Genomic DNA, 13,397 nt, shown 5'->3' with positions numbered 1-13,397 from the left:
AGCTTTGTGCTGATCCGGCTTTTTTTATTCGGCTTAGATTCACGGCATAAACCGATAACCAATCCCGGTTTCGGTCAGAAAATGACGCGGACGCGCCGGGTCCAGTTCCAGCTTCTGGCGTAGGTGTCCCATGTAAATTCGCAGATAGTGACTGTGTTCGACGGCGTTCGGTCCCCAAACCTGATTTAACAGCTGGCGTTGCGTTAGTACCTTTCCGGCATTATTCAGCAGTACCGCTAACAGGCGAAACTCAATCGGCGTCAGATGAATCTCTTCATCACCACGATGTACGAGCCGGGCGGCGATATCTACTTTTACGTTGGAAAAATGCACCACTGGCTCGGGAGACGCGCCGCTGTTGTGGCGGCGCAATGCCACACGTAATCGCGCCTGTAGCTCGCCAATACCAAAGGGTTTACTGAGATAGTCATCGGCGCCGGCATCCAGAGCGGCGATTTTATCGCTTTCTTCGCTGCGGGCTGAGAGCACAATTACCGGTATCGCGCTCCATTGTCGCAGGTCACGAATAAAATCAATGCCGTCACCGTCCGGCAGACCGAGATCGAGAATGATGAGATCGGGTTTTCGCGTGGCGGCTTCCAGCAGACCACGTTGCAGCGTTTCTGCTTCATATACACGCAGACCATCGGCTTCCAGCGCGGTACGCAGAAAGCGACGGATAGCCTGTTCATCTTCAACAATCAGTACGTTCGTCACATATCCTCATGAAAATCTTCAAGTTCAGGGGGGATTTCCTGGGGCAGTGTAACACGGAAACATGCTCCTCCCTGTGCGCGATTGTGGACGGAAATCGTACCGCCGTGCACGTCCACAATGGCCTGACAGATTGCCAGCCCCAGCCCAACGCCCGGTACCGATGACTCTTTGTTTCCCCGGGAAAACTTGTCAAAAACTCGCTGCTCCATACCCGATGGAATGCCGGGGCCATTATCCCAGACGTCCAGTTGCAGGTGCTCGCCATTGACGCTGGCATCAATACCGATTTGCGCCGCTGGACCTGCGTATTTAACGGCATTTTCTAGCAGATTAATCAGCACCCGTTCAAAGAGTGGGCCATCGACGTGGATCAGCGTCAACGGTGCTGGTAGCGACAAATTAATAGGAGCAGAGAGTCCTGGCTCCAGCATCTGCAGGGCGCTGCCGACCACCTCTTCCAGTGTTAACCACTCCTTCTTAAGATTAAAGCCGCCGGACTGAATTCGCGCCATATCCAGCAGGTTATTAACCAGTCGGGTCGTATTAAGGACGTGCTGGCGAATCTCACTGGCCTGGCGCGCGTGCGGCGATCCTTCGCTTGCCAGATCCAACGTTAAGATCTCTGCCTGACCAAACAGCACCGTTAGCGGCGTACGTAAATCGTGGGAAAGGGCGGCGAGCAGCGCGTTGCGAATGCTTTCGCGCTCGCTGGCAAACCGGGCCTGCTCTTCGCTGGCGGTTAGCGTCAGACGCTCCAGCGCACTGGCGACCAGTAAAGTGAAAGTTTCCAGCAGGCGTTGCTGTTCGGGGATCATCAGCTGGCGTAAATTTCCCGGTTCCACAACCAGCAGCCCATGCGTTTTGTCGGCACTTTTTAACGGTAAAATTTGATACGGCACTCCTGGCAACGTGTCAGTACCTGCGCCAGCCGGTTGCCCTTTATCAAAGCTCCATTGGGCAATGGCATCATCCCACGGTGTCATGCCTTGTTGATGGGTGAGAGGGGCCAGCTTACCGTTCTCACCGGGCAGTAAAACCTGGCTGCGGGCCTGGAACGTTGAGGCAATAAACTGTTCGCTGGTGGCAGCGATATCTTGCTGACTCCGTCCGACGGCCAGCGCTTTCGACATCTCATACAAATGGCGCGTACGTTGTTCGCGATAACGGGCTACCCGCGCCTGATAACGCACTCCGGCGGTAAGATTACCGATTACCAGCCCTACCGTTAGCATCACGGCGAAGGTGAGCAGGTACTGGACGTCGGAAACGGCCAGCGTGCCGCGTGGAGCAATAAAGAAGAGATCGAAGCTGGCGACGTTAATAAAAGTTGCCAGCACCGACGGCCAGCGTCCGTAAAAGAGGGCGATAACCACCACGCCTAATAAATAGATCATCACCAGGTTGGCGGCGTCAAAGGCCATCAACCACTGCATGGCAATCAACGTAATGATGGCGCACAGCGCGACGGCAACCACACAACCCTGAATTTGTACCCGCCATTTATCCTTAAAGGTGCGGTTATCTGCAGTTTGTAGCACAGGGCGCGAAGGTGGCTCATCGAGCGCAACGATCATCAGGTCGAGATCCGGTGCGCGATGGGCCAGTCTGTCAGCAAAAGAATCACTGCGCCACCAGCGTCGTGTAGCCGGACGTCCGAGGACAATTTTTCCCAGATTATGCTCACGGGCGTAGCGGATTACAGCCTTGTCTTCAGCGGGATCGGAAAGGGTGGCGGTTTCTGCACCCAGCTCCTGGGCTAACCGCAGAGCGCTTAAAATTGCGCGGCGCTGTTTTTCGGGCAGCCGGTGCAGCGCTGGCGTTTCGACATACACTGCATGCCAGACGCTGCCGAGGCGCGCTGCCAGACGCGCGGCAGCACGCACCAGCTTTTCGCTGCCGGTATTGTGTCCAATGCACAGTAAAATGGCGTCACGGGTATGCCAGACTTTTTCTTCCCCCGGACGCCCTCGCCAGGCACGCATCTGATCGTCAACCCGATCGGCCGTGCGGCGCAGGGCCAGCTCACGTAGCGCGATCAAGTTCCCTTTGCGAAAGAAATGCTCGATGGCTCTTTCCGCCTGACCGGCGATATAGACCTTGCCTTCGTTCAGGCGTTGGCGCAAATCGTCGGGGGGAAGATCGACCAGAACCACATCGTCGGCGGCATCGAAAAAAGGATCGGGGACGGTTTCGCGAACCTGAATGCCGGTGACGCCGCTGACCACATCATTGAGGCTTTCCAGATGCTGCACGTTGACGGTAGTAAAAACGTCAATACCGGCTTCGAGCAGCTCTTCAATGTCTTGCCAACGCTTAGGGTGGCGTGAGCCAGGCGCATTACTGTGCGCCAGTTCATCCATCAAAATGAGCGCCGGACGGCGGGCCAGCGCCGCGTCGAGATCGAACTCGCTAATATGACGACCATGGCGCGCCTGTCTCTTTAGCGGCAGGATGCTGAGACCGTCCAGCAACGCGGCGGTCTCTTTGCGTCCGTGGGTTTCCACCACCCCAATCAGCACATCTAACCCCTGCGCCCGCAACCGTTGGGCCTCTGCCAGCATGGCCCAGGTTTTACCGACGCCTGCACACGCGCCGAAGAAAATTTTCAGTTTTCCGCGGTGCGGGGCAGCGGTCTGCTCCAGCAGGCGATCGGGGTCGGGGCGTAAGGGTTCGTTATGCATGTCCTTTTTCTCAGTGCTTATCCAGCGCTAAATTAAGTTCTACCAGGTTCACCACCGGCTGGCCGATAAAACTGACCAACGGCTTTTGCGTGTATTGTGCAACCAGGCGCGTGACCTCTTCAACGCTGAGGTTGCGAGCCTGCGCCACGCGGGGGATTTGCCAGGCCACCGCGGCTGGCGTCAGATTGTTATCCAACCCGCTGGCAGAAGCCGTTACCAGCTCTACCGGAACGACAGGATTTGCCTGCGGGTTAGCAGCACGCAGTGCGGCTATCCGGCTTTGCAGCTGTTTATCCAGTTCCGGATTGCTGGCTGCCAGGTTACTGCCGCCTGAAGCCATTGGATTATAGGGCATTTCTGCTGTAGCTGACGGACGTCCCTGAAAATAACCGGCCGCGGTAAAATGTTGCCCAATGAGCGCAGAGCCGCGAACGACTTGATCTTCGCGTAGAAGCGAGCCGTTAGCCTGGTGGGGAAACCACCACTGCCCCAACGCGGTGGTCAACAACGGGTAAGCTCCGCCGGTGATAAGCATCAGGAAAATCAATGTTGATAATGCAGGACGTAATCCACTCATCTGAAACCTCACACCAGACCCAGTAGGGTCAGCAGTAAATCAATTGCTTTGATACCGATAAACGGCACAACCAGACCACCCAGACCATAGATCCACAAATTACGGCGCAGCATTGCGGATGCGGATAACGGTTTGTAGCCCACGCCTTTAAGCGCCAGCGGGATCAGTAAGACGATAACCAGCGCATTAAAGATAACCGCGCTGAGGATCGCCGAGTCCGGCGAATGCAAGCCCATCACGTTAAGCGCATTGAGCTGCGGGTAGGTGGCGGCGAACGCGGCCGGGATAATGGCGAAATACTTCGCCACGTCGTTGGCGATACTGAAGGTGGTCAGCGAACCACGCGTCATCAGCATCTGTTTACCAATGTGCACCACTTCAATCAGCTTGGTGGGGTTAGAGTCGAGATCCACCATGTTGCCTGCTTCTTTCGCCGCCTGGGTCCCGGAGTTCATGGCGACCGCCACGTCGGCTTGCGCCAGCGCCGGGGCGTCATTGGTTCCGTCGCCGGTCATCGCCACCAGGCGACCTTCCGCCTGATACTGACGAATCAGCGCCAGCTTGGCTTCCGGCGTGGCTTCAGCTAAGAAGTCATCTACCCCGGCTTCTGCCGCAATCGCGGCGGCGGTCAGGCGGTTATCGCCGGTGATCATCACCGTTTTGATGCCCATTTTGCGTAGTTGGGCAAAACGTTCTTTGATTCCGCCTTTTACGATATCTTTCAGGGCAATCACGCCCAGCACGTGGGAGCCTTCGGCAACCACCAGCGGCGTAGCGCCAAGGCGTGCGACGTTTTCGACCTTCTGCTCCACGTCGGCAGGGAAGTGGCCGCCGTTGGCTTCGACGTGACGACGAATAGCATCGACCGACCCTTTGCGGATCATGCGGTTGTCGATGTTGATCCCGCTCATTCGGCTTTGGGCGGTAAACGGTACAAAGGTGGCGTGCAGCGATTGCACGTCGCGAATACGCAGATTAAAGCGCTGTTTTGCCAGAATCACGATACTGCGGCCTTCAGGGGTTTCATCGGCCAGTGATGAAAGCTGCGCGGCGTCGGCCAGCGTCTTTTCATCCACCCCCTGGGCGGGCAGAAAATCTGAAGCCTGGCGGTTGCCCAGCGTAATGGTGCCGGTTTTGTCCAGCAGCAGTACGTCCACGTCACCCGCCGCTTCCACTGCACGTCCGCTGGTGGCGATGACGTTCGCGCCCAACATGCGGCTCATCCCGGCGACGCCAATAGCAGAGAGCAACCCACCGATGGTGGTGGGGATCAGACAGACCAGCAGGGCAACCAGTACCGTGACGCTAACCGCGCTACCACCCCAGGCGGAAAACGGCCACAGCGTGGCGGTCGCCAGCAGAAAAACGATGGTCAGGGCTATCAACAGGATCGTCAGGGCGATTTCATTCGGCGTTTTACGCCGCTGCGCGCCTTCAACCATGGCGATCATCCGGTCGAGGAACGTTTCACCAGGGTTTACGCTACATTCGATCACCAGCCAGTCGGAGAGGATGCGGGTCCCGCCGGTGACGGAGGCGAAATCACCACCGGATTCACGAATGACCGGCGCGGATTCACCGGTAATGGCGCTTTCATCCACCGATGCGCCACCTTCGATGACCTCGCCGTCACACGGGATAATATCGCCCGCTTCTACTAACACGATATCTCCTTTGCGCAAATCCTCCGCCGGAACGTGATCCATGGCGGCACCGTATTTCGGTTCGCGGAGTTTGCGAGCAAAAGCGGTTTTTTTAACTCCTTTCAGACTGTTAGCCTGAGCCTTACTGCGTCCTTCCGCCAGCGCTTCGGCAAAGTTGGCGAACAGAACGGTAATCCACAGCCACAGACTTATCGCGCCGGTAAACCACGGATTGCCTTGCATATGGCCTGTGGCCATTGCCAGCGTTAACAGGGTTGTCAGCAGACTGCCCAGCCAGACGATAAACATCACCGGATTGCGCCACTGGGTATGTGGGCTTAATTTTTTCACGGCGTCCATCAGCGCCTGTGCGACCAGAGAGGGTTCGAACAGCGCCAGTTGCTTGCGACTCATAGTCATGTGCTCCGCATCACTCAGTGTAATGACAGGTATTCTGCGACCGGGCCAAGTGCCAGGGCAGGAACAAAGGTGAGGGCGCCAACCAGTAACACCGTACCGATTAACAACCCGACAAACAGTGCACCGTGAGTAGGCAGCGTGCCAGGGCTTGCTGGCTGGATCTTTTTACTGACCAGCGATCCGGCAATTGCCATCACGGGAATGATCACGCCGAAACGGCCGAAGAACATGCACAGGGCCAACAGACAGTTCCAGAACGGGCTGTTGGCGCTTAATCCGGCGAAGGCGCTACCGTTGTTGTTCGCGGCAGACGATACGGCGTACAACACTTCACTAAAGCCATGTGGACCAGGGTTGAGCATGGCGCTGCGTCCGGCATCGCTCATCATCGCTATCGCCGTACCGAGCAGCACCAGCGCAGGGGTGACCAGAATCGCCAGTGCGGTCATTTTCATTTCACGCACGTCTATTTTCTTACCCAGATATTCCGGCGTGCGACCAATCATCAGGCCCGCGATAAACACCGCCAACAACACGAACAGCAGCATGCCGTACAGGCCCGAACCGACACCACCGAAGACCACTTCGCCAATCTGCATTAGCCACATCGGCACCATCCCACCCAGCGCGGTGAAGGAGTCATGCATCGCATCGACAGCGCCGCAAGATGCCGCTGTCGTCACGACGGAAAAAAGACTCGTAGCCAGCACGCCAAAGCGGCTTTCTTTGCCTTCCATGTTGATATTACTGTCTGCACCGAATGCCATCAGGTGCGGGTTACCTTGAACTTCGGCCCACATCACCACGGCTACGCAGACCACAAATATCAGCGACATGGCCCACAGCAGGGTCCGCCCCTGGCGACGATCGCCAACCACATCACCAAAGGCAAAACACAGCGCGGTAGGAATTAAGAAAATGGCCAACATCTGTACCAGATTGGTCAACGCGGTAGGGTTTTCAAACGGATGTGATGAGTTAGCGTTAAAGAACCCGCCCCCGTTAGTGCCAAGCATCTTAATCGCTTCCTGTGAGGCGACGGGCCCCATCGGCAGCACCTGTTTCACCCCTTCAAGGGTAGTAATGGGCTGATAGGGCAACACGTTTTGCAGCACACCTTGCTGAATGAAGAACAACGCAATGAGCAATGCAATGGGGAGCAGGATCCACAGCGTAATGCGAACCAGATCGACCCAGGCGTTGCCCAGCGTGTTCATACTCTGGCGAGTAAAGGCACGGGCCAGGGCAAAAATCACCGCAATCCCGGTTGCCGCTGACAGGAAGTTCTGCACGGTCAGCCCGACCATCTGGCTGAAGTAGCTTAAGGTGGTTTCGCCAGCATAGGATTGCCAGTTGGTGTTGGTGACAAAACTTACCGCCGTGTTGAGCGCCAAATCCCACGAAAGCCCAGGTAGCTGTTGCGGATTTAGCGGCAGCAGGTTTTGCGCCATCAGCATTGAAAACAGGACCAGCAACCCCAGCACATTGAGCGCGAGGATCGCCAACAGATACTGCCGCCAGTTCATCTCCTGCTGCGAGATGCCCAGACCGCGCCAGAGCAGATGTTCCACGCCAGACAGGCCCGGCAGGGACGTATTATTGATCAGCCGAGCCAAGCCAAAACCCAGCGGTCTGGCGATGATAAACAGTACCAGCAAGAAACTGGCAATGAGTAAAAATCCTTGGGCCGCCATCAGAACGCCTCCGCATTAATCAGGGCATACACCAGATAACCTAATAATAAAAAGACCAGCACAATGCCGGTTATCACGCCTGCACTCACGGTGCACCTCCAGTGGCATAAATGTGATAACCAGAGCGTAGATTTTTGCTTGCAAAGATTTCGCAAAAATCAGTGGGAGGGGTGTAAAAAAAGTATAAAAATGGCAAAGACCATTATTTAACTAATGATTAGTATTAATTTAACTTTTATGTAACTTAATTACGGTTTTTAGCTAAACGGAGCATCAATAGATAAAAATAAGTGGTCGGATGAGTAGCAAAATTACACACAAGGCGGTATTATTTTCATCAGTTAACCAAGTTTATTTTTCCGGTGCGATTCACCGAACAGATATATGGGAGAGGATTATGGACTTTTATAAAGAATATCCAGCACACATTGTTTTCTTGCGCCGTACCTTTGCCGTTGTGGCGGGCGTGCTGGCGCTGCCGGTCATGTTGTTCTGGAAAGACCGCGCCCGTTTTTACAGCTATCTGCACCGCGTCTGGTCCAAAACCAGTGATAAACCGGTGTGGATGGAGCAGGCTGAAAAAGCCACCTGCGACTTCTATTAAGTTGTCGTTATTGTTCAAGAAAACCGCTAACAGCAATGTGGCGGTTTTTTTATACGCCGACGTCTACACTTATCTGAGTAACGGATAAGGAGTGGCGATGAGCACGAGAATTCCTGTTGGTATCCGCACCTGTCTGACCACAGAAGCGAGTGAGGCACCTCAGTTCGACGAAAATACATTAATACGTGTTTACGCTTTGCATGAATTGCACCGCCTGCGTCAGCGAAAATTAACGCGGGGCGCATTAATTGACTATCATACTCGCTACAAACTGGTACTACTGGCGCATTCCCAGCCAGAGTATCGGGAGCTTGGCCCCTTCGTTGCCGCAATCCATGAATGGCAAGATCTCGATGCTTTTTTTACCGAGTATCGCCTACGATTGACCCATCTGTTATTAAATCCTGCTACCCGGCGTAACCATACCAATGTATTGATGCACGTGCAGGGCTATTTCCGTAATCAGCTCGATCTGCGTCAACGTCAGGAATTGACCTCGATAATCGATAACTATCGACGCGAGGCGCAGCCGCTACTTGCACCCTTAATGCTCCTCAAACACTATATGGCTGAGCACCCGAACACCTGGTTGTCCGGGCAACGTTATTTTGAACTCTGGCCTGCGATTTGGCGTTTACAGGGCAATGATTAATTTTTATCAGGGAGTGTTATGACCACGCATCTGGTCTGGTTTCGGCGTGATTTGCGTCTGCACGACAATCTCGCGCTGGCGGCGGCTTGTCGGGATCGTTCTGCACATGTACTCGCGCTCTATATTTCCACGCCTGAACAGTGGAAGGCGCATGATATGGCCCCACGTCAGGCGGCATTGGTTAACGCGCAGCTGAACGCGTTGCAAACGGCGCTGGCAGAAAAGGGCATCCCGCTTCTGTTTCATGAAGTTGCTGATTTTGCGACCAGTGTGGAAACCGTCAAAAACGTCTGCGTACAGCATGGCGTCAGTCGAATATTTTATAACTATCAATATGAAATAAACGAACGCCAGCGTGATGTTGCCGTCGAAAAGTTATTACCTCAGGTGGTGTGCGAAGGGTTTGACGACAGCGTGATTCTGCCTCCGGGGGCGGTCATGACCGGTAATCACGAGATGTATAAAGTCTTTACGCCGTTTAAAAATGCCTGGCTGAAGCGGATAAAAGACGGGATCCCAGAATGTGTCAGTGCGCCGAAGGTGAGAGAAAGCGGTGCTCTTGACTCTCCATTAACATCCATCTCGCTGAGCTACCCGCAGCAGGATTTTGATACGCAGCAATTTCCGGCAGAAGAAAAATTGGCCATCGTGCAGTTACGCCATTTTTGCCAGCAGGCCGCCGGAGAATATGAACAACTGCGTGACTTTCCGGCGATTGACGGAACCAGTCGATTATCCGCAAGCCTGGCGACAGGAGGACTATCACCGCGCCAGTGCCTGAATCGACTGCTCGTGGAGCAGCCGCAGGCGCTTGAGGATGGGGCAGGTAGCGTTTGGTTGAATGAGCTTATCTGGCGTGAATTTTATCGTCATCTAATGACTTACCATCCGTCGCTGTGTCGGTATCAACCTTTTATTCGCTGGACCGATCGCGTGCAATGGCAGAATAATCCGACGCATTTGCAGGCCTGGAAAACAGGGAATACGGGCTACCCCATTGTGGATGCGGCCATGCGTCAGCTTAACGCAACGGGCTGGATGCATAATCGTTTACGCATGATTACCGCCAGTTTTTTAGTGAAAGACCTGCTGATCGACTGGCGTAAAGGCGAACAGTATTTTATGTCGCAACTGATCGATGGCGACCTGGCGGCCAATAACGGCGGCTGGCAATGGGCAGCCTCAACCGGAACCGACGCCGCACCGTATTTCCGTATCTTTAACCCCACGACGCAGGGCGAAAAATTCGACCGTGACGGTGAGTTTATCCGCCAGTGGGTGCCGGAACTGCGCGACGTGCCGGGTAAAGCCATTCATGAACCGTGGTCGTGGGCTGAAAAAGCGCAGGTGACACTAAGTTATCCTCGCCCGATTGTGGATCATAAACAGGCGAGGCTGGCGACGCTGGCGGCATATGAGGCGGCGCGTAAGGGATAAGCGCGCAGCGGATTTCTGCGTAATACCTTCCAGCAGATCTGCAAAAACATATCCGTCAGCGGGATTTGATGGGGCTGGTAGATCAACTGGCCACGCTGTTACTTACAGGGTGCGCTAATGACACGCAACTACAGGCGATGTTTAATTACATCCTGCAATCCGGCGATGAATCTCGCTTTAATGAATTTATACAAGAGATGGCGCAACGGATCCCCCAACATAAGGAGAAGCTGATGACGATTGCCGAGCGGTTACGCTTAGATGGATTACAGGAAGGGTTGCAGCGAGGCAAACGAGAAGCCGCATTACGTATAGCGCAAACTATGTTGGAGCAGGGAATAGATCGCAACATGGTGCTTCTGGTTACAGGTCTTTCTGAAGAGGAGTTGACTGCCAGCCATGCGTAATTCCTGAAAAAAAGCCCGAATCAGATTACATCATCGGGCCCCTACACTCAGGATTCTACCGCCAGTGAACGGTTTCTGAACTTAAGCGACTGGTACAGCCAAATCATCAGCACCAGCACCACACAGGCCAGCGCGCCCCAGGTAATTTCACTAAAGACATCAATATAGGCATTGATGGAGTAGTTGATAGCGCCCGCAGCATCAAACGAGCCTTGTGAGGTCTGATCGGCGATAACGCCTGCCAGGTAGTTGGCGATAGCACCGGAAAGCAGCATATAAATGCCGGTTAATACGCCGGTAACACCAGGGATCTCAATACGCGTAATTTGTGACATTGCCACCGGATCGATAAACAGTTCGGCAAAGCCCATGACCGCCAACCCAAGTACCATCAGCGGCATCGAAGAGTGGCCGTAAGCAGCGGACCAGCGAGCGCTCAAGGTTAGAATACAGAACCCAGCGCTCATTAAGCCGAGGCCAAGGGCAAATTTACCCCAGATACGTACGGTACGATTGCCACTCACGCTTTCTTTGACTACCCACGCCAGTACGATACCGCACAGCATAACGGCAAAAGCGTTAACCGACTGGAACATCGCGGTAGGGACGGAATACCCCAGAATATCGCGGTTAACGAAGCGGTCGATATACAGGCTGATCGAGCTGCCGCCCTGTTGAGCAAAGGCCCAAAACAACAGGCTGAAGAAGGTCAGCGTGACGATAAGCCCCAGCTCTTTGCGTTGTTTCTGCGTCTGTGCCTGGCGATAAATCTTCGCCAGAACTGCCAGACCAATAATGGTGGCAACAATCAGTGCGTAAACGGACCACTCTTTCCAGAACAGCACGGTAATCAGCAGCGGTGCGGCAACCAACAAAACTAACAGCCAGGCCCAGTTTGGCAGAATAAAGGTTTTAGCACACAGAACGGCCTTGTTGACGCCGGTGGTGTGGGCGAAATGGCGATTACCACATAAGAATATCACCAGCCCTGCCAGCATGCCGATGGCAGCCAGCGCAAAGCCCATCGCCCAACTGTACTCTTCCTGCACGTATCCGCAGGCAATTGGTGCGATGATCGAACCGATGTTACCGGCGGCGTAGAGCAGAGAGAATCCACCATCGCGACGTGGGTCTTCAGGTTGATATAACTCGCCAAGCAGGCAACTGATATTTGATTTAAACAGACCGTAACCGCAGACAATTATCGCCAGCGACAAATAGAGGAACGCCGGGGCCATTTCACTGGCACCCAAAACCAGATGCCCCACCGCCATTAAAAATGCGCCGATCATCACCGCCATTCGATTGCCGAGCACTTTATCGGCCAGGTATCCCCCGAGAATAGGGGTGACATAGACCAGCGAGCAGTAGGCGCTGAACAGTTCATATGCGTGATTATCGTCGTACTTAAGCTGGTTAGTGAGATACAGGATCAGCAGCGCACGCATGCCGTAAAAACTGAAGTATTCCCAGATTTGTAGCGCGACAACGTAGTATATCGCCCGTGGTTGAGATGCTTGTTTATTCATTATTTTCTCGAAGTAAATGCCTCGCGACTGGCTGAACGTGCTGCGCGAGTGTGTTTCCTTAAAGTTGTAACTTTGATACAGATCTGATTATTTTTGCAATATGCTGTCTGATTGCATAAATATACATGAATTAGATCGCGTAGTGGTAAGCAAATCACGTTCAAAGCGGGTGTGATTGTTTCTTTATGTGTCAGTGAAATGGCTATCGACGAACGCAGGCGGGGACGCTATTTTAACCTAAGCTGTGTTGCTGATTGGGCAGGCAGAAATGATGACTACGAGGACGATGATGAAAAACACCGAACTGGAACAACTGATCAACGACAAACTAAACAGCGCCGCCATTAGCGATTATGCGCCGAATGGTTTGCAGGTTGAGGGCAAAGAGACGGTGCATAAAATCGTGACCGGTGTGACTGCAAGCCAGGCATTGCTGGACGAGGCGGTACGCCAGCAAGCGGATGCGGTTATCGTTCACCACGGTTATTTCTGGAAAGGCGAATCTCCGGTTATTCGCGGCATGAAGCGCAATCGTCTGAAAACGCTGTTAGAAAATGATATCAACCTGTATGGCTGGCACTTGCCGCTGGATGCACACCCGGAATTGGGGAATAACGCGCAGTTGGCCGCGCTGCTAGGAATCACCGTGATGGGTGAAATTGAACCGCTGGTGCCATGGGGCGAACTCTCCATGCCGGTTCCGGGGCTGGAGCTGGCATCGTGGATTGAAGCGCGTTTAGGTCGTAAACCGTTATGGTGCGGTGATACCGGGCCGGAGAAAGTTCAGCGCGTTGCCTGGTGTACCGGGGGGGGGCAAAGTTTTATTGATAGCGCAGCCCGATTTGGTGTCGACGCCTTTATTACCGGTGAAGTCTCTGAGCAAACCATTCACTCAGCCCGCGAGCAGGGGCTGCATTTTTATGCTGCCGGTCACCATGCGACCGAACGCGGCGGCATTCGCGCATTAAGCGAATGGCTGAATGAAAATACCGATCTGGACGTAACCTTTATCGATATTCCTAATCCAGCGTAATAA

General features: G+C 54.0%; 11 protein-coding genes and 1 pseudogene. 5 read left to right on the top strand and 7 right to left on the bottom strand.

Features of this window, described 5'->3' with window-relative positions; genetic code table 11:
* Window positions 1–39 precede the first annotated feature (39 nt).
* Genes kdpE through kdpF form a run of 6 tightly spaced genes read right to left on the bottom strand, consistent with a single transcriptional unit; the run spans window position 40 to window position 7,821 of the window.
* Window positions 40–717, bottom strand: a complete 678-nt coding sequence (gene kdpE, locus OGY06_RS07550) for a two-component system response regulator KdpE (RefSeq protein ID WP_003831369.1) — start codon at window positions 715–717, stop codon at window positions 40–42.
* The gene (gene kdpD, locus OGY06_RS07545) at window positions 714–3,398 is read right to left on the bottom strand and encodes a two-component system sensor histidine kinase KdpD (protein WP_003831370.1); all 2,685 of its coding nucleotides are present in this window, start codon (window positions 3,396–3,398) and stop codon (window positions 714–716) included. Before kdpD ends, kdpE begins: the two co-directional genes overlap by 4 nt.
* Before the next feature lie 10 nt (window positions 3,399–3,408).
* Window positions 3,409–3,975, bottom strand: coding sequence for a potassium-transporting ATPase subunit KdpC (kdpC, locus tag OGY06_RS07540; protein WP_003831371.1), 567 nt, complete (start codon window positions 3,973–3,975; stop codon window positions 3,409–3,411).
* Window positions 3,976–3,983: 8 nt separating this feature from the next.
* On the bottom strand, window positions 3,984–6,032 hold the full coding sequence (gene kdpB, locus OGY06_RS07535; RefSeq protein WP_003831372.1) for a potassium-transporting ATPase subunit KdpB: 2,049 nt from the start codon (window positions 6,030–6,032) through the stop codon (window positions 3,984–3,986).
* A gap of 20 nt (window positions 6,033–6,052) precedes the next feature.
* Window positions 6,053–7,732 (bottom strand): potassium-transporting ATPase subunit KdpA, encoded by a 1,680-nt coding sequence (gene kdpA, locus OGY06_RS07530; RefSeq protein ID WP_240389147.1) that lies wholly within the window; start codon window positions 7,730–7,732, stop codon window positions 6,053–6,055.
* Window positions 7,732–7,821 carry a K(+)-transporting ATPase subunit F gene (gene kdpF / locus OGY06_RS07525; protein WP_001670793.1) on the bottom strand — a complete coding sequence of 30 codons (90 nt, stop codon included), beginning with the start codon at window positions 7,819–7,821 and terminating at the stop codon, window positions 7,732–7,734. The genes kdpA and kdpF overlap by 1 nt, the downstream gene beginning before the upstream one ends.
* Before the next feature lie 308 nt (window positions 7,822–8,129).
* Here kdpF and OGY06_RS07520 point away from each other — a divergent pair, with 308 nt between their 5' ends.
* The 4 genes and pseudogenes from OGY06_RS07520 to OGY06_RS07505 form a co-directional block, all read left to right on the top strand.
* A complete protein-coding gene (locus OGY06_RS07520; protein ID WP_003022870.1) occupies window positions 8,130–8,336 on the top strand; it encodes a YbfA family protein in 207 nt (68 codons plus the stop codon).
* Window positions 8,337–8,433: 97 nt separating this feature from the next.
* On the top strand, window positions 8,434–8,988 hold the full coding sequence (locus tag OGY06_RS07515; protein WP_003831377.1) for a DUF1722 domain-containing protein: 555 nt from the start codon (window positions 8,434–8,436) through the stop codon (window positions 8,986–8,988).
* Between the two features lie 18 nt (window positions 8,989–9,006).
* Entirely contained in the window at window positions 9,007–10,425 is a 1,419-nt protein-coding gene (gene phrB, locus OGY06_RS07510; RefSeq protein WP_003831379.1) for a deoxyribodipyrimidine photo-lyase, read from the top strand.
* A gap of 38 nt (window positions 10,426–10,463) precedes the next feature.
* Window positions 10,464–10,832, top strand: a pseudogene (locus OGY06_RS07505) (Rpn family recombination-promoting nuclease/putative transposase); the annotation flags it as partial.
* A gap of 47 nt (window positions 10,833–10,879) precedes the next feature.
* Here OGY06_RS07505 and dtpD read toward each other — a convergent pair.
* Entirely contained in the window at window positions 10,880–12,361 is a 1,482-nt protein-coding gene (gene dtpD, locus OGY06_RS07500; protein ID WP_003831389.1) for a dipeptide permease DtpD, read from the bottom strand.
* Between the two features lie 289 nt (window positions 12,362–12,650).
* On the opposite strand from dtpD, the gene ybgI reads away from it, so the two are divergent.
* Window positions 12,651–13,394, top strand: a complete 744-nt coding sequence (ybgI, locus tag OGY06_RS07495) for a radiation resistance protein YbgI (protein WP_003831390.1) — start codon at window positions 12,651–12,653, stop codon at window positions 13,392–13,394.
* Window positions 13,395–13,397: the final 3 nt, after the last annotated feature.

The organism is Citrobacter sp. Cpo147 (genome assembly GCF_030332405.1).
GTDB lineage: Bacteria > Pseudomonadota > Gammaproteobacteria > Enterobacterales > Enterobacteriaceae > Citrobacter > Citrobacter portucalensis.
Note: the sequence above shows the minus strand (reverse complement) of the source record. Positions and strands in the feature narration are given on the sequence as shown.

What these genes read in the sequence shown, in the direction of transcription:
- kdpD (WP_003831370.1), bottom strand. Translation starts at nt 3,398, where the DNA reads ATGCATAACGAACCCTTACGCCCCGACCCCGATCGCCTGCTGGAGCAG.
- kdpC (WP_003831371.1), bottom strand. Translation starts at nt 3,975, where the DNA reads ATGAGTGGATTACGTCCTGCATTATCAACATTGATTTTCCTGATGCTT.
- kdpB (WP_003831372.1), bottom strand. Translation starts at nt 6,032, where the DNA reads ATGAGTCGCAAGCAACTGGCGCTGTTCGAACCCTCTCTGGTCGCACAG.
- kdpA (WP_240389147.1), bottom strand. Translation starts at nt 7,732, where the DNA reads ATGGCGGCCCAAGGATTTTTACTCATTGCCAGTTTCTTGCTGGTACTG.
- OGY06_RS07520 (WP_003022870.1), top strand. Translation starts at nt 8,130, where the DNA reads ATGGACTTTTATAAAGAATATCCAGCACACATTGTTTTCTTGCGCCGT.
- OGY06_RS07515 (WP_003831377.1), top strand. Translation starts at nt 8,434, where the DNA reads ATGAGCACGAGAATTCCTGTTGGTATCCGCACCTGTCTGACCACAGAA.
- phrB (WP_003831379.1), top strand. Translation starts at nt 9,007, where the DNA reads ATGACCACGCATCTGGTCTGGTTTCGGCGTGATTTGCGTCTGCACGAC.
- dtpD (WP_003831389.1), bottom strand. Translation starts at nt 12,361, where the DNA reads ATGAATAAACAAGCATCTCAACCACGGGCGATATACTACGTTGTCGCG.
- ybgI (WP_003831390.1), top strand. Translation starts at nt 12,651, where the DNA reads ATGAAAAACACCGAACTGGAACAACTGATCAACGACAAACTAAACAGC.